Origin of the sequence: Enterocloster sp. 210928-DFI.2.20 (assembly GCF_020554465.1) — a bacterium.
In the GTDB taxonomy this organism is placed as follows: Bacteria; Bacillota; Clostridia; order Lachnospirales; family Lachnospiraceae; genus Enterocloster; species Enterocloster bolteae.
The window spans coordinates 140,256-159,239 of record NZ_JAJCHK010000003.1 but is presented as its reverse complement, the minus strand read 5'-3'; the positions used below and the strand labels follow the sequence as shown (position 1 = coordinate 159,239).

Genomic DNA, 18,984 nt, shown 5'->3' with positions numbered 1-18,984 from the left:
TAGAGATGAAATCAATTCTTGTTATCGGAATCGGAAGGTTTGGCCAGCACCTGTGTGAAAACCTGGCCAAGCATGACAATCAAATCATGGCAGTGGACATATCAGAGGAGAAGCTGGAGCCCGTCCTTCCTTATGTGGTCAGCGCCAAGATTGGAGACTGTACCAATGAGGCCGTGCTTAAGAGCCTGGGAATCGGCAACTTCGATATCTGTTTTATCTGTATCGGAAATAATTTCCAGAACAGTCTGGAGGTTACCAGTCTGATTAAGGAGATAGGGGCAAAGTACGTTGTCAGCAAGGCGAACCGCAATATTCACGCCAGGCTGCTGCTAAAGAACGGGGCGGACGAGGTGGTTTACCCGGACCGGGACGTGGCAGAGAAGGTAGCGGTGCGTTACAGTGCCAACAATGTGTTTGACTATACGGAGCTGGCAGATGGCATTTCCATCTATGAAATCAAGCCCCTTCCCCAGTGGGTGGGAAAGAGCATAAAGGATTCCGATATCCGGCGGCTGTACGGCATATCGGTTATCGCGGTGAAAAACCCGGACGGACACATGAGGTTCATGCCCGGTGCCGACCATGTCATAGCAGGGGATAACCACCTGATGGTGATTGGAAAACAGGAGGATGCGGAGAAGATTGTGAAGCATCTGACGAAAAATGTATAAGAAGGATGATGAGTCCAACGGATAATAGGGCCGGAGAAATGGCTGCCTGTGTTGACAGGCTGCTGTTTCTCCGGTTGTTTTCGTTCTGCGGTGTCTGTAACTGCTGAAGAGGGCCAGAGGTGGGGAGAGGGGAAGTTTGAGTGTTAAATGTAAGACGAATTTTCAATAAGACGTCGGAAACATTATTGCCGGTATAAGGTTTTTTTAGTATAATTATGCTATGCAAATCCTGTAAATAACACTTTAATTGGAAGTTATACATAATAAAGAGGAGGTGCACACTGTGAAAGAACTGTCAATAGGACAGATGGCCCGGCTTAACGGGCTGTCAGAGCAGACGCTGAGGCTGTATGACAAGGCAGGCCTGTTTTCACCCATGTACCGGGATGCGGAAAACGGCTACCGTTACTATGATATCCGCCAGAGCGCCCAGCTGGATATGATTCAGCATATGAAGGCCCTGGGCATGTCCTTAAAGGACATCAGGGAGCAGATGACCCATTTTGAGCTTGATATGTTCAAGACAATCCTGCACCGGAACCTGGAGGAGCTGGAGTTGAGATCCAGGGAGCTGATGTACCAGAGAAGGGCCATAGAGCGGACCCTTGAAAGCTATGAATGGTATGAAAACGCGCCGCCGGACGGGACCATTGTGCTGGAATACATACCCCGGAGACTGACGTATATGACGGATTCAGGAGTGAATTTCTATGATTACGACATTGATGTATATGAAAAGATACTGAGGGATTTGAAGGAGAACCTGATTGCCAACCAGCTCTCCCCCATTTATTTTTACAATGCAGGCACCGTGATGCGCAGGGAACACCTGATGGAGGGGAGGTACTATTCCACGGAGATATTTGTGCTGGTGGACCGGGGCTTTGTAAAGGACAGCCTGATTACGGAGATACCGGCCAGCACATACCTGTGCATTTACTGCAATGGATTTGAAAGGGAAAAGGAGTATATGGGCCGTCTGGTGGAGGAAATCAGGACAAAGGAGTATCAGGTGACAGGCGACTATATCTGCGAGGTGGTGGCGGAGGTGCCCATGGATATGCAGGAGAGAGGCATGTTCCTGCGCCTTCAGGTGCCGGTATCTTTCAGGAAAAATAACCCTTGACCTGATACCGTGTATAAGCTTTATACTATTAACAGAAGCTAATAACACGTAACTTATTTTCAGGAAAGGGGTTTAAGAATCATGATGAATTGCGAGAAAATCCGTGTGGTACAGTATGGCTGCGGCAAGATGGCCAAGTACATCCTGCGCTATCTTTATGAAAAGGGCGCTGAGATTGTAGGGGCAATTGATGTGAATCCGGCCGTGGTAGGAATGGACGTAGGTGATTTTGCAGGGCTTGGCACAAAGCTGGGCGTGGTGATAAGGGAGGACGCTGATGCGGTCCTGGATGAGTGCGACGCTGACATTGCCGTGGTTACCCTGTTCAGCTTCATGTCGGATGTATATCCCTATTTTGAGAAATGCGTGTCCAGGGGAATCAATGTGGTGACCACCTGCGAGGAGGCCATCTATCCATGGACCACGTCCTCAGCCGTTACCAACAAGCTGGATAAGCTGGCTAAGGAAACCGGCTGCACCATAGTGGGAGCCGGTATGCAGGATATTTTCTGGATTAACATGATTGGCTGTGTGGCGGGAGGCGTACACCGCATTGACAGGATTGAGGGAGCCACCAGCTATAACGTTGAAGATTACGGTCTGGCACTGGCAAAGGCTCACGGCGTGGGGCTTACACCGGAGGAGTTTGAAGCTCAGATTGCCCACCCGGAGACACTGGAGCCCTGTTATGTATGGAATTCCAATGAAGCGCTGTGCAATAAGATGGGATGGACCATCAAGTCCCAGTCCCAGAAGTGCGTGCCATATTTCTATCCCACGGACCTGTATTCAGAGACCATGGGAATGACCATACCAAAGGGAAACTGCATCGGTATGAGCGCCGTGGTCACCACCGAGACCTTCCAGGGCCCGGTTATAGAGACCCAGTGTATCGGCAAGGTATACGGACCGGATGACGGTGATTTGTGCGACTGGAAAATCATAGGCGAACCCGACACCACCTTCTTTGTACAGAAGCCGGCCACTGTGGAGCATACCTGCGCCACCATTGTAAACCGGATTCCGACCATTTTAAATGCTCCGGCAGGTTACATTACGGTGGAGAAGCTGGAGGATGTGGAGTATCTTTCCTATCCGATGCATATGTATTTGGATATGTAAGAGGAGATGTAAGAGGAAACTGGCCGGCAGAATCATGGACTTAACCGGCTGAGCACGGCGAAAGCCGGTCAGGCAGAACGGAGATAAAGAAAAAAGAATGGGCAAGGGCCCGCGGTACCGGGACAACAGCCAGGCAGGCGAGAAGGTCTGCCTGGCTGTTTGCTGCATTTTTTCTCAAAAACTCTTGCCTGACCCTTTGGAACGGTTAAAATATGGATAAAATGAAAGTGTGATACGGCAGAATAGAAACAGAGCGGTAATAGAATAGCAATAGAATAGGGCCATATGTCTTGACTTTATCCAGTGAATGTGCAACAATATTCAATTGACAGGCTTTACAAACAGAGCTTTGCCAGGACAGGGCGGCGGATGGTTTCACTTGCTTTCAGGACTGGCAGGGCTTCGGATATTGAGAAAGAGGGAAAGAATAAAATGACAAAGATTGATATTATCTCCGGATTCCTGGGAGCGGGCAAGACTACGTTCATTAAGAAGCTCCTGGAGGAGGCCATTGCCGGAGAACAGGTTGTCCTGATTGAAAATGAGTTTGGCGAGATTGGAATTGACGGCGGTTTTCTGAAGGATTCAGGCATTGAAATCCGGGAGATGAATTCAGGCTGCATCTGCTGCTCTCTGGTAGGTGATTTTGGTACATCCCTGGCTGAGGTTCTGACACAGTACAAGCCGGAGCGCATCATCATCGAACCGTCCGGTGTGGGCAAGCTGTCAGATGTGATGAAGGCAGTCATTGACGTATCAGCAGATATGGATGTGGAGCTAAACAGCGCTGTAACCATTGTGGATGCGGCAAAATGCAAAATGTACATGAAGAATTTTGGAGAGTTCTTCAATAATCAGATAGAGAATGCAGGAACCATCGTACTGAGCCGTACAGACATTACGGATGCCTCTAAAATACAGAAGGATGTGGACATGATTCGCGAGAAGAATGCAAATGCTGTCATTATCACCACTCCTCTGGACCAGCTTGGAGGAAGCCAGCTTCTGGAGATTATTGAGAAGAAGGATACTATGCTGGATGATCTGCTGGCAGAGGTGCGGGAGAGCCGCCATCATGACGGTCATGGCGAGGAGTGCTGCGGGCACCACCACGGCCATGATGAGGAATGCCATGAGCATCACCACGATCACGATGAGGAGTGCCATGAGCATCACCATGACCATGATGAGGAGTGCCATGAGCATCACCACCACGGTCATGATGAGGAATGCCATGAGCACCACCACGGCCATGACGAGGAATGCCATGAGCATCATCACCACGATCATGATGAGGAATGCCATGAGCACCACCACGGCCATGACGAGGAATGCCATGGGCATCACCACCACGATCACGATGAGGACTGCCATGAGCATCACCACGGCCATGACGAGGAATGCCATGGGCATCATCACCATGATGGCTGCGGTCATGAGCATCACCATCATCATGCAGACGAGGTGTTTACCAGCTGGGGAATGGAAACCATTGTTCCGGTGACCCATGAGCAGCTGGAGGATATTCTGAAACGTCTCTCCTCCACCAGGGAGTTTGGAGATGTGTTAAGGGCCAAGGGAATGCTTCCCACAGAGAATCCCGGTGAGTGGCTGTATTTTGATTTGGTGCCGGAGCAGTATGAAATCCGCCAGGGCAGACCGGATTATACAGGCAAGGTATGTGTGATTGGCGCCAGCCTGAAAGAGGAAGAGCTGAACAGCGTGTTCGGCAGAGGCTGATTGGATAAGGGGAAACAGACATGGCTTATGAGATAGAAGACGATATTATGCCTTTGTTTTTAATCAATGGCTTTCTGGAGGCCGGCAAGACCCAGTTTCTGGATTTTACCATGCAGCAGGATTACTTTAAAACAGAGGGAAAGACCCTTCTCATTGTGTGTGAGGAAGGCGATACGGAGTATGACGAGAAAAAGTTAAAGAAGAATAAGACGGCAGTGGTGTTTGTGGATGACATGGAGAAGCTGACCCCCCAGTATCTCAATGAACTGGAGGTTATCTACCAGCCGGAACGCGTGCTGATGGAGTGGAACGGCATGTGGAACCAGGATGATTTAAAACTGCCGGATGACTGGACCATTTATCAGCAGATTACCATTATTGACGGTTCTACCTTTGAACTCTATGTGCAGAACATGAAGCCGCTTCTGGGGGCCATGCTGCGGGGATCGGAGCTGGTTATCGTGAACCGGTGCGACGGGATTGGGGATGACAAGCTGACCGCGTACCGCAGGACCATACGGGCCATGAGCCGGGAAAGCGAGATTGTCCTGGAGGACAAGGAAGGGGAAATCGAACAGGCTGCCCTGGAGGAGGATCTTCCCTATGACCTTGGCGCGGATGTGATTGAAATTAAGCCTGAGGATTACGGTATTTGGTATATTGACTGTATGGACCAGCCGGAGCGCTATAAGGACAGGGTGGTGGAATTCACTGCCATGGTTCTTAAAACTCCTAAATTCCCCAAGGGCCAGTTTGTGCCTGGCCGCATGGCCATGACATGCTGTGAGGCGGATATGACGTTTCTGGGCTTTATGTGCAAATGGCCGGAAGCGGAGGATTACAAGACAAAACAGTGGGTGAAGGTCCGGGCAAAGGTAGGTATTGAATACCAGAAGGATTATCACGGCGAGGGGCCGGTCCTTTATGCCGAACATGTGGAACGGGCGGAAGAGATAAAGGATGTTGTGCAGTTTTAGGAAAGATAGTTTACAGTTATGGGACATGCCTTAGGGCGCTAAAAAACAGCAGCAAAACGTGTTGCCCTGCATGGGAGGGACGCGGCGGGCTGCTGTTTTTCGTATAACATGCTTCGTATAACATCTCATTCCATTGCCAAATCCATTGTCGATTTCATCGCCAATTCCATATGTGGTTCTATATCCATTACGCAACCTGTCAGAACCCTCTGGATTTTATCTTGCAAAATCCGGAAAAGTCCATTACAATATAGAGAAAGGGCTTTCACGAAAAAAGCAGGAGCAGAGCAGGGGATGAAAGCACAGAAGTGTAAAGGAATAAAAGGGGTGAAGGGATGAATATTTATGACATTGCAGCCGAGGCAGGGACCTCTATCTCCACTGTTTCGCGGGTGCTCAACAATAAGGGAAATGTGAATCCCAAGATAAGGGACAGGGTGGAGGCCGTTCTTAAAAAGTATGACTATAAGCCCAGCGCCATAGCCAGGGGCATGGTCTCCAAAACCATGAAGAATATTGCTATCCTGACAGTGGATGTGCGGGTGACGCATTATGCCAGGATGATATATGTGATTGAACAGGAGTTCAGCAATCTGGGATATAATGTTTCGGTGTGTAATACAGGCGGGTCCATACAGGAATGCGACCGGTATTTCGAGATACTGTCAGAGAAACAGACAGACGGAATTGTGCTCATCGGCTCTGTATTCAATGAGCTGATAAATTATCCTGAGATTACTGCCAAGATAAAGGATACACCCGTAGTCATTGCCAACGGACAGGTAAAGCTGCCTAATTTTTATTCAGTCCTGGTGGATGACACAAAGGCAATCCGCATGGCTTCGGATTATATGTTTGACCATGGGCGTATGGACTTATTCTATGTTTTTGATATTGCCACAGACAGCGGCAGGGCAAAACGGCAGGGATTTTTAGAAGCCATGAAGCTGAGGGATGTACCTGACGGAAACGACCGGGTGGTGATTGTGGATGAAAGCAGCCTGGAAGGGGGAAGGGATGCCGCCAGAAAGATTCTTGCCGCCGGCCGGCCTGTCAACGGGGTGGTGTGCGGCGAAGACATCACGGCCATCGGACTCATGAAGGAATTTAAGGAAAGGGGATACCGGGTGCCGGAGGATATAGCCATTACCGGCTGCAATAATTCGCCGGATTCCAGAATATGCGAACCTGAGCTGACTACCCTGGACAACAAGCCGGAGCTTTTGGGCGGAATGTGCGCTTCCCTGCTCAGGGACAGGATGGAAGGAAAGGAGTCGGCCACAAGCGTGGCCATCCAGCCGGAGCTGGTGGTGCGCGGTTCCGCGTTATTTTGAAAGATTGGGTAAGACAGCACGCATAGTGCCGGTGCCTGGGTATATCAGGCGTCCTGCCGGCGTACAGCCGTATAACACAGAACAGGGCTTGGTATGAGGAAATACGGAAAAGCGCTTTTTTAGAATTGGAGTTGGTAAAAACAAAGATAATTTGTTCCAACTCCTTTTTATTTTTCAATAATAAGAAAACGCTTTTATAAACAAGAAAAAACGGGATTATAATGCACAAAAAGCATGAGACAATATAGTGCAAATTGTATAAAGATAAAGAGATTAAACACTTTTATATTGACATAAATCTTGATAATGCTATAATAGTGTCATGAGAAAGCGCTTTCTTAAAAAAGAGAAAGCTAACATAAAAGGAGAGAGCCATGAGAGTAAAGTATGAGGATTTATTAGAGAAGTTCCAGAGGATTTTAGAGAGCAGAGGTTTTTCAGGAAAGCATGCAAAGGACGCGGCCACCGTATTTGCAAACAACAGCCTGGACGGCGTATATTCCCACGGTGTGAACCGCTTCCCCAGGGTGGTGGAGTATCTGGATAAGGGAGAGATTGATTCCGCCGCCATTGCAACCTGTGAATCCTCCATGGGAGCCATTGAGCGGTGGAACGGACACAGGGGATTCGGCCCCCTCAATGCAAAGCTGGCCATGGACCGGGCTGTGGAGCTGGCAAGGGAGTACGGCGTGGGCGTGGTGGCCCTTGGAAATAATAACCACTGGATGCGGGGCGGCAGCTACGGCTGGCAGGCAGCGGACAAGGGATGCATCGGTATCTGCTGGTCCAACACCATGCCCAACATGCCTGCCTGGGGCGGAAGGGACAGAAAAATCGGAAACAATCCATTTATCATGTCCATCCCCAGAAGCAACGGAAAACACGCTGTCATTGACTGCGCCGTATCCCAGTTTTCCTACGGAAAGATAGAGGAGGCAAAGCTTAAGGGACAGCAGCTTCCGGTTCCCGGAGGCTATGATACAAAGGGCAACCTGACCACGGACCCGGCTGAGATTGAGAAAACATGGAGGGTGCTTCCCATGGGATACTGGAAGGGCAGCGGCATCTCCATTGCCCTGGACCTGATAGCGACGGTTCTGACAAACGGCAATTCCGTCAGCAGGATTGGCACCTTTGGGGACGAGGTGGGACTGAGCCAGATTATGATAGCCATTGACCCCTTAAGATTCAACACGCCGGAGGAAACGGACTCCATTGTGGATGAGATTCTGGCCGACATCAAGTCCTCAGAGCCAATCAGGGAAGGCGGGGAAGTGTATTATCCGGGAGAACTGGAACTCATCACCAGAGAGACCAATACAAGAGACGGAATTCCGGTCATTGACGAGGTGTGGGAAACGCTTAACAGCCTTGAGCGCTGAAGCACAGAGCTAAAATAGCAATATAGAGGGGAGATTTAACTTATGGAATATATCATAGGAATACTGATTTTAGCATCGTTCTTTGGCCTGGCCGTCTACGCGGCCAGGGGCGGAAACCTGATGATGGGAATGCTGATTATGGCCATTCTCTGGACCATCCTTCCCATGACAGGCAACCTTCTGGCGTCTAATCCTGAATTTATCGCAGCCAATGGAGACAGCATACGGATTACATGGATACAGGCATTTTCCAAGGTGTTCCAGAGCGGCCCGGAGGGCTGGGGCTCAGTGCTGGTAAATGTAGTGTTTGGGGCATGGTTCGGCCGGGTGCTGTTAGAGACAGGCATCGCAGCCACCCTTATCCGCAAGACCACGGAGCTGGGCGGCGACAAGCCCGCCGTCACCTGTATCCTTTTGTGCATTGTTACGGCTGCCATATTTTCCTCCCTGTTCGGGGCCGGCGCAGTGGTAGCTATCGGCGTTATCATCCTTCCCATCTTCATGTCCCTGGGAATTCCCAAGGTGCTGTCCGTTGTATCCTTTATGCTGAGCATCGGAGCGGGAATGTTTTTGAACCCTGTACTCTTCGGACAGTACACCGCGTTCTTCCTGGACGGGGACGGCAAGGTCCTGTACCCCTATGAGCAGTATGTGAAATGGGGCGGCATTGCACTGGCCGTACAGCTGGTATTTACCATTATACTGATTCTGTTCTGCATGAGAAAAAAATCGGTCCATTCCTGGGCAGCCAGAAGGCCGGTACGCCAGAAACTGGATTTTGCTCCCACACCGTCCCTGCTGACGCCCTTTATCCCTGTATTCCTTTTAATTGTGTTCAAGGTGCCCATTATCATGGGCTTTCTGATCGGCGGCTTCTATGCGCTGTTTGTATGCGGAAAGCTGAAAAGCTTCCGGGCTGCCTGCAGGACCTTTAACAAGGACTTCTTTGACGGCGTGGTGGACACGGCTCCCCTGGTAGGCTTCCTGCTGGTGGTTCCCATGTTCAACAAGGCGGCAGAACTGTGCATTCCATATTTCAACGCGCTATTGGGAAATATCATTCCCCACAGCACCTTATTCATCACCGTTATTTTCTGTGTGCTGGCGCCCCTTGGAATGTTCAGAGGACCCTTCACCCTTTACGGCTGCGGCGCGGCTACCCTGGGCATTTTAAAGGGCGTGGGTTTTGAGGTGGCCTTCCTGGCTCCCCTGATGATTGCCGCCACCACGGTTATGAACGTGTCCTGCTGCATCACCCAGTCATGGATTGTATGGGGAATCAGCTACGCAAAGGTATCTACCAAGGAATTCTTAAAGATGAGCGTGGTGTGCGGCTGGATTATCTGCTGCATCCTGCAGGTTATAACATTTATCATGTTTGGTTAACGGGAGGAGAAGAAACATGGGAAACAGACTGGTGAGAATGGGAATCGACGTTGGAGGAACCCATACAAAGGCGGTAGCGATTGACAACGCCACACATGAAATCATAGGAAAATCTTCTGTCAAGACCACTCATGATGACAGGTACGGGGTGGCGGCCGGCGTGGTGAAGGCATTTCAGAACTGCTTAAGGGAAAATGATATTGCCCCTGAGGATGTTATTTTCGTGGCCCACAGCACCACCCAGGCCACCAATGCCCTGATTGAAGGCGATGTGGCCTGCGTGGGCGTGCTGGGCATGGGGCCCGGAGGCATGGAAGGCTTTCTGGCAAAGCATCAGACCCGCCTTAAGGATATCGACCTGGGATCCGGCAGAAGCATAAAGATAAAGAACCGTTATCTGAGCGACAGTGAAGAGGACGAGAATACGGTCAGGAAGGCGGTTGAGGAGCTTAAAGCGGAGGGCGCCCAGGTGCTGGTGGCGTCAGACGCTTACGGGGTGGACGACATTGCCGGGGAGCAGTTTGTGTTCGAGATTGCCCATGACGAGATGGGCATGGAGACAACCGTTGCCTCGGACATTACCAAGCTCTACGGCCTGACCAGACGGACCAGGACAGCTGCCATAAACGCCAGCATTCTGCCCAAGATGCTGAACACGGCCAATTCCACGGAGGAGAGCGTGCGAAAGGCCGGCGTGGAGGTGCCTCTCATGATTATGCGTGGAGACGGCGGGGTCATGGAAATCAATGAGATGAAGAAGCGCCCGGTGCTGACCATGCTTTCCGGTCCGGCTGCCAGTGTTATGGGATCCCTTATGTACCTGAGGGCATCCAACGGCGTGTATTTTGAGGTGGGTGGAACCACCACCAATATCGGCGTTATCAAGAACGGACGCCCTGCCATTGATTACTCTGTGGTAGGCGGACACAGGACCTATATCAGCTCCCTGGATGTGCGGGTGCTGGGCGTTGCAGGCGGAAGCATGATTCGGGTGAACAAGAGCGGCGTCCACGATGTGGGCCCACGTTCCGCCCATATTGCGGGACTGGATTACGCCGTATTTACAGATGAGGAAGAAATCGTGGAGCCCCGGCTGGAATTCTTTTCTCCGAAGGAGGGAGATCCGGAGGATTACGTGGCTATCCGCTTAAAGAGCGGTAAGCGCATCACCATCACCAACAGCTGCGCGGCCAATGTGCTGGGACTGGTGACGCCCAAGGACTTTTCCTACGGCAGTGTAAATTCGGCCAGGAAAGCCATGCAGCCCATTGCCGATTACCTGAACACCACGGTGGAGGATGTGGCTTCCCAGATTCTTACCAGGGCCTATGAGAAGATCGAGCCTATTATCATGGAGCTGGCTGACAAGTACCGCCTGGAGCATGACCAGATATCCCTGGTGGGCGTGGGCGGCGGCGCCACATCCCTGATTGGGTTCTGTGCCAATAAGATGAATATTAAGTACAGTGTGCCTGAAAATGCAGAGGTTATTTCCTCCATAGGCGTGGCTCTGGCCATGGTCCGTGACGTTGTGGAGCGGGTGGTACCCAACCCCACGCCGGATGATATCAGAAGCATCAAGCGGGAGGCGGTGGACAAAGCAGTGGAGAGCGGGGCAGCGCCCGGATCCGTGGAGGTCCACATTGAAATTGACCCGCAGACCTCCAAGCTCACTGCCATTGCACTGGGTTCCACGGAGGTCAAGACAACGGACCTTCTTAAGGAGTGCAGCGAGGAGGAGGCAAGGAACCTGGCGGCGGAGGATTTAAGGTCCGGGCCGAAAGAGCTGAACCTGGTGGGCCAGACGCCTAACTTCTATGTCTATAATATGGAAAGCAGGGGCCGAAAGCCACTTCGTATCCTGGATAAGAAGGGATTTATCAAGGTGCAGAGGACAGACGGGGAAGTGGTTCTTGCCAAGGCATCCTCCTACCGGAGCATTGTTTCCAGAATGTGGGAAGAAATGGCCATTTTCAAGGCAGATGCCATCCTGCGGCCCGACTACTATCTGTGTGTGGGCGCCAGAGTCATGGACTTTAACGGCACAGGTGAGCTGGAGCAGATTCTCATGCTCATGGATGTGGAAATGCAGATGGTGGACCCGTCGGAAGATATTGTGATTGTCGGAGCAAAGAATCAGTTGTAGAATAGAAGGGGACAGGTGCAGAGGAGGTTTTTCCATGAAGAGAGAAGACGGCAGAAAGCTGTTCCGGGCTTTTTTGGGAAACAGCAGGGAAACGGCAGGGGAACAAAGGGCCATGATGGAGCAGATGGCGGTTCCGTCAAGGGAGAGGTCCCTGTATTCCATGGTGGAACACCTGCTGTCCCTGGACGAGACAGCCTGGTACCTCTATGCCTGGTCCAGGGACCCGCTGGAAGGCAGGTTTTCCAGGGAACAGAAGCTGGCATACGGCTTTCGGGCGGCAGAGTGCGGGCGAAGTGAGGCGCAGCTGATTCTGGGGAAGACAGATGTCTGGGATATTGCTGCCGGCATGGGGCTTAAGGTTTTAACGCCCCAGGTGCCGGGGGGCGGCGGGCATGTGATTTTTGCCCAGTATCAGGAACCGGATTCCATTACCATTTTCATGGACGGCGCAGAGCGGGCGCAGAAGCTGATTCGGGAAGAAAAGCTGGAGGGGCTTCTGGGCAACAGGGCAGTGGAAGACGTGCTGCTGGCCCATGAACTGTTCCATGTGACGGAGTACAGGAAAAAGGATTCCATATTTACCCAGACAGAAAAGGTGGAGCTGTGGAAGAAGCCGTTTTCCAACCGTTCCAGGATACTGTGTCTGGGAGAGATCGCGGGCATGGAGTTTGCCCGCTGCCTGACAGGAATCACCTTCACCCCATATGTCCTGGATGTGCTGATGATGTACGGCTATGACAAAGAGGCGGCCACGGCCCTCTACGAAGAAATCGCGGCGTTTGCCGGAAACGGCGAAGGAAAGGAAGGTTGACATGCTGACCACAAGTATTGATTTAATCCAGAAATACGATTACCTGGAGGACAAATTCAAAAAAGGCTATGAGTTCTTAAGAAACACGGATTTAAAGGCGCTGCCCCTGGGCCGTGTTGATATTGACGGGGATGAGGTATTTGCCTCGGTGCAGGAGTATACCACTATGCCGGCAGATGCATGCAGGTATGAATCCCACGATCTGTATTTTGATATACAGTATGTGGTGGAGGGCCAGGAGCAGTTCGGCTACACAAAGCGGGCAGGGCTGGAAGAGGAAGCTCCTTATAATGAAGCGGATGATATCGTGTTCTTTAAGGAACCGGAGCAGGGCGGCGCCGTTCTTTTGAAGGCCGGGGACTGCGCGGTGGTGGCTCCTGAGGACGCCCACAAGCCCAGATGTATTGCAGGTACTCCCTGCAAGGTGCGTAAGATTGTAGTGAAGGTCAGGGTTTAGGAATAAACTATATTTCACCTGCTTCCCTCTGTCATATCCGGCTGTGCCAGTGCATATGTACCTATTACCGGTACGGCATTGACACAGGATAGGGCGGAGGGATTTATTATGGGATATGGATTGGCACTGGCAGGCGGCGGAACCAGGGGGGCAGCCCATGTGGGGGTGCTTAAGGCCCTTATGGAGGCGGGACTGCGCCCGGATGCAGTGGCAGGAGCCAGCGCAGGGGGAATTGTGGCAGGACTTTTTGCCTCCGGAATGTCTGTCTCCCGGATGGAGCAGGCAGTGCTTCATCTGGAGAAACACGGAGGCGAGTATCTGGACCCGGATTACAGCGGCCTGCTGGCATTTATGCCCCAGCTGCTGACGGGAAAGGGCGTAAACCTGTCCGGTCTTATTAAGGGAGATAAGCTGCAGGACTATTTTTTTCAGATGACCGGCAGGAAGCATATGGACGAGGCTGTGTTTAAGTTAGTCATACCGGCAGTGGACCTGATTAGCGGAAATACCATCTGCTTTACAAACAGCGACCAGGTAAGGGAGATGGAGCACGTGACATGGGAGTGGAACGGATATCTCTGTGAAGCCATGATGGCCGGAGCCAGCGTGCCTGCCATATTTGCGCCCAGAAAATTGGGGCGGTATTTTCTGGTGGACGGAGGCGTTACGGATATTCTCCCGGTCAACCTTCTGCAGGCAGCCGGTATCCGGGATGTGCTGGCAGTGGACATCGGAGGGGATTACGAAGCGCCTTCGGACCACAGCGTTATGGAGGTGGCTTCCCACTCCTTTTCCATTATGAGCGGCCGGCTGAAGGATTGCGCCTCCACAGGTGAGGTGCTGCTGCTGAAGCCGCCCTTAAGCTCCAAGGCAGGCCTTCTGACCTTTGAACTGATGGGGGAATGTATGGAACGGGGGTATGAGTACACCAGGAAAATGCTTCCGCAGATACGCAAAGTCCTTAATTGAATGAGAAATTGTGTGAAAACAGCTGCTTTAATCCTGCGAAAGTCTGGTAAATTCATGAAAAAATCAGGCCGGGACCGTGAAAAATGCTTCATTCGGGCATTTTCACGGGAACCGGCCCTGAAATTGATATAAAAATCTATAACCCCTCCATTGACACTGACTTTTATATCTGTTATAGTTAATAACCGTACGAAGCGAGAGGATGAAAGGCCCGAGACGTGCCTGTTTACCCCTCGTTTTTTTGTTCGCGTGGAGGACTTCGTTTCACGAAGAAACTAATAAATTGCGGTGCATGGTATGACGTATGCGTAGCCGGTGCGGTATCTGGCCGGGGGCTTTGGAAGGCCTGCTTGGGGGTTCGGGGGAAATGTCCTGGAAACAGGCAGACGGATGCGTGGCAGCGGAGTCAGGGAATATGCACAAGGCGGCCTGCCGGAGGCTCTTTTATATGGGACGGCAGAGGAAGAAAGGATATTAACTTTATATGGAGACAGTTAAGTTTGACGAGTTACAATTAGACGAGCGGATTATCCGCGCCATCACAGAGATGGGATTTGAGGAGGCATCACCGATTCAGGCTCAGGCCATTCCGGTAGCCATGGAAGGCCGTGACATGATTGGCCAGGCACAGACCGGAACAGGCAAGACAGCTGCATTTGGTCTGCCTCTTCTTCAGAAGGTGGACCCGAAGGTGAAGAAGCTTCAGGCTATCGTGCTGCTTCCTACCAGGGAGCTGGCCATCCAGGTGGCGGAGGAGATGCGCCGTTTTGCAAAGTTCATGCACGGTGTGAAGGTGCTGCCTATATACGGCGGCCAGGATATCGTAAAGCAGATTCGTTCCTTAAAGGACGGAACACAGGTTATCGTGGGAACCCCGGGCCGTGTCATGGACCATATGAGAAGAAAGACTGTAAAGGTGGACCATGTCCTCACCGTAGTGCTGGACGAAGCGGATGAGATGCTGAACATGGGTTTCCTGGAGGATATGGAGACTATTTTAAGCCAGCTGCCTGAGGAGCGCCAGACCCTGATGTTCTCAGCTACCATGCCCCAGGCCATTGCGGAGATTGCCAGGAAGTTCCAGAAGGACCCGGTGACGGTCCGGGTGATTAAGAAGGAACTGACCGTGCCTAAGGTGACCCAGTATTACTATGAGGTTAAGCCGAAGAATAAGGTAGAGGTTATGAGCCGTCTGCTGGATATGTATGCGCCGAAGCTTTCCATCGTGTTCTGCAATACAAAGCGTCAGGTGGATGACCTGGTGCAGGAACTCCAGGGAAGGGGATATTTTGCAGAGGGCCTTCATGGAGATTTGAAGCAGGTCCAGCGTGACCGTGTCATGGACAGCTTCCGGAACGGCCGCACCGATATTCTGGTGGCCACGGATGTGGCTGCGAGAGGCATAGATGTAGGGGATGTGGAAGCAGTGTTCAACTATGACATTCCCCAGGATGACGAGTACTACGTGCACCGTATCGGCCGTACCGGCAGAGCGGGAAGGGAAGGAAAGGCATTCAGCCTTGTTATGGGCAAGGAGGTCTATAAGCTCAGGGATATCCAGCGTTACTGCAAGACTAAAATCATTCCCCAGGCCATTCCGTCTTTAAATGATATCACGGAAATCAAGGTGGAGAAGATTCTGGACCAGGTTCAGGAGGTGTTAAATGACACAGACCTGACCAAGATGGTGAACATTATTGAGAAGAAGTTAATGGAGGAGGATTACACCTCCATGGATTTGGCAGCTGCCCTTCTCAAGATGAGCATGGGAGATGAGAGCGAAGACATCATCGACAGCTTTGAGACAGCCCGTTCCCTGGATGAACTGGACAGCTTTGGACGTGGAAGCAGCCGCGGCAGAGGCCGTGAGCGCAGCGCCTACGGAAACCGACGCAAGGGAGCAACAGACCGCGCTGCTGTGGATTACGTGCTGGGCGAAGGGGATGAGAAGATGGCAAGACTGTTCATCAACATCGGCAAGGCCCAGAGAATCACCCCAGGAGACATTCTGGGAGCAGTTGCCGGAGAGTCGGGAATTCCGGGACGCATGGTGGGAAGCATTGATATGTACGACGGATATACCTTCGTGGATGTGCCCGGACGCTATGCGGACGATGTGCTGAAGGCCATGGCCCATGCCAAGATCAAGGGAAAGAATATTCACGTGGAAAAAGCCAATACTAACAGAAGATAAGAGCGGGACTTACAGACCCGTATAACCACAGCCCGGCAGGACTTCTATCTGCCGGGCTGTGCCTGTATTTACATTTTACCGGAGGTGTGATATGGTGAAGGTCAACAGGAAGGAGGCAGAGCCGATGAAGGAAGGATATGTGGACAACCGTTTTGCGTCTCTTTATTATAAGGAAATGGGACAGGGTATGCCTCTCATCATGCTCCACGGCAATGGTGAGAGCCACGAAATATTTGCCAGGCTGTCTGAGCTTATGAGCCGGTATTACAGGGTGATTCTCATGGACAGCAGGGGCCACGGGTCCTCTCTTATGAAAGAGGAGGCGGCCGGAGGAGATCTGACCATCCCGGATATGGCGGCGGATGTGGTTCAGGTCATGGAATTCCTCCATGTGCCCAGGGCGGTGATACTGGGCTTCAGCGACGGGGCAAATGTGGCCCTGGAGACAGCCAGCTGCTATCCGGGGCGTGTGTCCGCCGTGGTGGCGGTCAGCGGAAATGCCCTGCCCAGAGGAATGAGCGCAGCCTCGCTTATGGAGGTAAAATTAAAATACGCCCTTTGGCGCGGTCTGGAAAAGGTGCCGCTGCCCCGGGGCGTCAGGGAAAGGGCTGTGAAAAGCCGCCAGCTGTTAGGCCTTATGGCCAGATGGCCCAGGCTGGACAAGGATAAGCTGTCCTGTATCCAGGCGCCTGTCCTGATTCTTACGGGCCGCAGGGACATGATCCGCCCCCGCCACTCTCTGTGGATGGGAGAACAGATTCCCGATTCAAAGGTGGTGTTTGTCAAAGGGGCGGACCATTTTACCCTCCTCAAGAAAGAAAAGGCATACGGGGCCCATATCATGGCCTGGCTCAGGCAGCGGGGACTTTAAGGAAACGGGCTTATTTCCATTGGGTGCTCAAAAAGTCTACGATATCCGCTGCTTTAGGGGGACAGCCGCCCAGGGTTTTGGCAAAGCAGGAGGTACATTGTCCCACGCCGATGGCGCCATCCTGCCCCTTGTAGCCCTGGCCGATGCATACAGGAGGCAGGCCCTTCCTCAGATACCCCATGTCGTTCAGGCGGTCCAGGGCATATATAAGGGAGCCGTAGCAGGCACTGCACGCGTCTTCCGGGGCCGTGTAGGCAGCCAGGTGCTGTACGCGCCTGGTCATGCGGAATTTACTGTCGGCCTCCGTGGCCTGGTTCAGATAGATCATGTTGGCATGGGCTGTGTCCGTGCTTCCCACCCCCAGTTTTTCGGCCATGGTTATGTAAGGCACGTCGTCCACTGAATAACCCATGCAGTCGCATACAAAGGCATCGCAGAGCACCGGATCTTTAAAGCCCAGCACACGGTTCATGACCACGGGATTGCCTCCCTCCTCAAAATCCAAATCACCGCAGATATTGTCCACCAGGATGAAGTCACTGCGGGCAATGGTGTTTAAGTGGGCAATGGGCTTGTGAAGCCCCAGGGTGTGGAAGCGGCGTTTTTCTGAATTGGGAATCACACCCTTGTTGTTTTTCAGGGCACAGGTTACGGTGGTTTGGCAGTGTCCCTTCAGCACCGGCATGTTAATCATATAATCCACGGCAGCTGCTTTATCGCACAGCTTGATTTTCATGCCTGCTGCATCGTATTCCTTCCAGGTATCGCGCTGCAGGTCCACGAAGGGGACGCTATACCGGCTGCAAACCTGATGGTATCCCGCGGCCTGGAAAGCGTCTTCCGTGTGGTCGCCAACCCAGGAACCCTCCATGATGGTGATGTTTTGAAAGCCGTGTTCCCGGAGGTATTCTATGACACCGGCCAGCAGCTCACTGTGGGTGGTGGCTCCGCTGGAGGGCGCCTTGGCAGTTACCAGATTGGGTTTTAATGCAATCTTTTTATTCACATCACCGATGTCTGCCGCCACGCCGGCCTGTTCCAGGACCCGCTTGGCCATGTTCTTGTAATCTGTTCCGTGTATGATGATGATATCATTCTTTTCCATATATGAGATTTCCTTTCCTGCCGTTTGCGTATTTATTTCCCATTATAACCGTATAATATTACTTTGTGAATACTCCATTCCACTTTCTTTTAAACGTTTAAGGGAGGCTGTTTTGGGTTTGATTGACGGGCAGCGGAAAAAAGAGTATGATATTCCTGAAACATGGTCCGCAGGGAAAAGCGGGCCGGTTAAAAGGAGTGTTTGGTATGGTTAAGACAAATGTAATGCGTCTTCTGGACGCAGCCCGTATAGTGTATGAAACAGGTACCTATGAAGTGGATGAAAACGACCTTTCCGGCAGCCACGCCGCAGACCTTATGGGGGTGGACCACGACAGGATGTATAAGACCCTGGTGCTGAAAGGTGAGAAAAAAGGATATCTGGTGTGCTGCATTCCTGTGGATGAGGAGCTGGACCTTAAGAAGGCTGCCAGGGCAGCGGGGGAGAAGAAGGTGGAGATGATTCACGTAAAGGATATGTTTGATATCACCGGCTACATCCGCGGGGGCTGTTCTCCCATCGGTATGAAGAAACATTTCCCTACTTATATAGAAGAAATGGCTCAGCTATACGACACCATCATGGTCAGCGCAGGCCAGAGAGGCGTGCAGGTCACCCTGTCCCCGGAGGATTTGAGAAGCTATTTGCAGGGGCAGTTTGTTTCCCTTGTTTAAGGGGCTGGCTTATATTATA

16 protein-coding genes are annotated in these 18,984 nt (G+C 51.8%); 15 read left to right on the top strand and 1 reads right to left on the bottom strand.

All coding sequences use genetic code 11. From position 1 onward, the window contains the following. Positions 1–5 precede the first annotated feature (5 nt). The 14 genes from LI015_RS05165 to LI015_RS05100 all read left to right on the top strand — a co-directional run bounded on the left by LI015_RS05165 (position 6) and on the right by LI015_RS05100 (position 17,186). Positions 6–671 carry a potassium channel family protein gene (locus LI015_RS05165; protein ID WP_002564743.1) on the top strand — a complete coding sequence of 222 codons (666 nt, stop codon included), beginning with the start codon at positions 6–8 and terminating at the stop codon, positions 669–671. Between the two features lie 283 nt (positions 672–954). Then, positions 955–1,797: a MerR family transcriptional regulator gene (locus LI015_RS05160; RefSeq protein WP_002564742.1), complete on the top strand. Its 843-nt coding sequence runs from the start codon at positions 955–957 to the stop codon at positions 1,795–1,797. A gap of 81 nt (positions 1,798–1,878) precedes the next feature. After that, entirely contained in the window at positions 1,879–2,919 is a 1,041-nt protein-coding gene (locus tag LI015_RS05155) for an NAD(P)H-dependent amine dehydrogenase family protein (RefSeq protein ID WP_002572539.1), read from the top strand. Between the two features lie 432 nt (positions 2,920–3,351). Then, on the top strand, positions 3,352–4,659 hold the full coding sequence (locus LI015_RS05150; protein ID WP_227124267.1) for a CobW family GTP-binding protein: 1,308 nt from the start codon (positions 3,352–3,354) through the stop codon (positions 4,657–4,659). A 20-nt stretch (positions 4,660–4,679) separates the two neighbouring features. Then, positions 4,680–5,636, top strand: coding sequence for a TIGR03943 family putative permease subunit (locus LI015_RS05145; protein WP_002564739.1), 957 nt, complete (start codon positions 4,680–4,682; stop codon positions 5,634–5,636). Positions 5,637–5,971: 335 nt separating this feature from the next. Next, positions 5,972–6,970 carry a LacI family DNA-binding transcriptional regulator gene (locus LI015_RS05140; RefSeq protein ID WP_002564738.1) on the top strand — a complete coding sequence of 333 codons (999 nt, stop codon included), beginning with the start codon at positions 5,972–5,974 and terminating at the stop codon, positions 6,968–6,970. 374 nt (positions 6,971–7,344) lie between these two features. Then, the gene (gene yiaK, locus LI015_RS05135) at positions 7,345–8,352 is read left to right on the top strand and encodes a 3-dehydro-L-gulonate 2-dehydrogenase (protein ID WP_002564737.1); all 1,008 of its coding nucleotides are present in this window, start codon (positions 7,345–7,347) and stop codon (positions 8,350–8,352) included. Between the two features lie 42 nt (positions 8,353–8,394). Then, a complete protein-coding gene (locus tag LI015_RS05130) occupies positions 8,395–9,738 on the top strand; it encodes a citrate transporter (RefSeq protein WP_227124266.1) in 1,344 nt (447 codons plus the stop codon). Positions 9,739–9,754: 16 nt separating this feature from the next. Continuing rightward, on the top strand, positions 9,755–11,884 hold the full coding sequence (locus LI015_RS05125; protein ID WP_227124265.1) for a hydantoinase/oxoprolinase family protein: 2,130 nt from the start codon (positions 9,755–9,757) through the stop codon (positions 11,882–11,884). A 34-nt stretch (positions 11,885–11,918) separates the two neighbouring features. Beyond that, positions 11,919–12,695, top strand: a complete 777-nt coding sequence (locus LI015_RS05120; RefSeq protein WP_054353890.1) for a hypothetical protein — start codon at positions 11,919–11,921, stop codon at positions 12,693–12,695. Between the two features lies 1 nt (position 12,696). Continuing rightward, positions 12,697–13,152, top strand: a complete 456-nt coding sequence (locus tag LI015_RS05115) for a YhcH/YjgK/YiaL family protein (RefSeq protein WP_054353891.1) — start codon at positions 12,697–12,699, stop codon at positions 13,150–13,152. A gap of 108 nt (positions 13,153–13,260) precedes the next feature. Then, on the top strand, positions 13,261–14,121 hold the full coding sequence (locus LI015_RS05110) for a patatin-like phospholipase family protein (RefSeq protein ID WP_002564732.1): 861 nt from the start codon (positions 13,261–13,263) through the stop codon (positions 14,119–14,121). A gap of 484 nt (positions 14,122–14,605) precedes the next feature. After that, a complete protein-coding gene (locus LI015_RS05105) occupies positions 14,606–16,315 on the top strand; it encodes a DEAD/DEAH box helicase (RefSeq protein ID WP_002564731.1) in 1,710 nt (569 codons plus the stop codon). 91 nt (positions 16,316–16,406) lie between these two features. Continuing rightward, positions 16,407–17,186, top strand: coding sequence for an alpha/beta fold hydrolase (locus LI015_RS05100; RefSeq protein ID WP_002564730.1), 780 nt, complete (start codon positions 16,407–16,409; stop codon positions 17,184–17,186). A 10-nt stretch (positions 17,187–17,196) separates the two neighbouring features. Here the strand turns inward: LI015_RS05100 and LI015_RS05095 are convergent, their stop codons facing one another. Then, a complete protein-coding gene (locus LI015_RS05095; protein ID WP_002564729.1) occupies positions 17,197–18,291 on the bottom strand; it encodes a DUF362 domain-containing protein in 1,095 nt (364 codons plus the stop codon). Positions 18,292–18,497: 206 nt separating this feature from the next. On the opposite strand from LI015_RS05095, the gene ybaK reads away from it, so the two are divergent. Continuing rightward, a complete protein-coding gene (ybaK, locus tag LI015_RS05090) occupies positions 18,498–18,965 on the top strand; it encodes a Cys-tRNA(Pro) deacylase (RefSeq protein WP_002564728.1) in 468 nt (155 codons plus the stop codon). Positions 18,966–18,984: the final 19 nt, after the last annotated feature.

Bases quoted from the DNA above. Each gene is read 5' to 3' on its own strand.
- LI015_RS05165 (WP_002564743.1), top strand. From the start codon at position 6: ATGAAATCAATTCTTGTTATCGGAATCGGAAGGTTTGGCCAGCACCTG.
- LI015_RS05155 (WP_002572539.1), top strand. From the start codon at position 1,879: ATGATGAATTGCGAGAAAATCCGTGTGGTACAGTATGGCTGCGGCAAG.
- LI015_RS05150 (WP_227124267.1), top strand. From the start codon at position 3,352: ATGACAAAGATTGATATTATCTCCGGATTCCTGGGAGCGGGCAAGACT.
- LI015_RS05145 (WP_002564739.1), top strand. From the start codon at position 4,680: ATGGCTTATGAGATAGAAGACGATATTATGCCTTTGTTTTTAATCAAT.
- LI015_RS05140 (WP_002564738.1), top strand. From the start codon at position 5,972: ATGAATATTTATGACATTGCAGCCGAGGCAGGGACCTCTATCTCCACT.
- yiaK (WP_002564737.1), top strand. From the start codon at position 7,345: ATGAGAGTAAAGTATGAGGATTTATTAGAGAAGTTCCAGAGGATTTTA.
- LI015_RS05130 (WP_227124266.1), top strand. From the start codon at position 8,395: ATGGAATATATCATAGGAATACTGATTTTAGCATCGTTCTTTGGCCTG.
- LI015_RS05125 (WP_227124265.1), top strand. From the start codon at position 9,755: ATGGGAAACAGACTGGTGAGAATGGGAATCGACGTTGGAGGAACCCAT.
- LI015_RS05120 (WP_054353890.1), top strand. From the start codon at position 11,919: ATGAAGAGAGAAGACGGCAGAAAGCTGTTCCGGGCTTTTTTGGGAAAC.
- LI015_RS05115 (WP_054353891.1), top strand. From the start codon at position 12,697: ATGCTGACCACAAGTATTGATTTAATCCAGAAATACGATTACCTGGAG.
- LI015_RS05110 (WP_002564732.1), top strand. From the start codon at position 13,261: ATGGGATATGGATTGGCACTGGCAGGCGGCGGAACCAGGGGGGCAGCC.
- LI015_RS05105 (WP_002564731.1), top strand. From the start codon at position 14,606: ATGGAGACAGTTAAGTTTGACGAGTTACAATTAGACGAGCGGATTATC.
- LI015_RS05100 (WP_002564730.1), top strand. From the start codon at position 16,407: ATGGTGAAGGTCAACAGGAAGGAGGCAGAGCCGATGAAGGAAGGATAT.
- LI015_RS05095 (WP_002564729.1), bottom strand. From the start codon at position 18,291: ATGGAAAAGAATGATATCATCATCATACACGGAACAGATTACAAGAAC.
- ybaK (WP_002564728.1), top strand. From the start codon at position 18,498: ATGGTTAAGACAAATGTAATGCGTCTTCTGGACGCAGCCCGTATAGTG.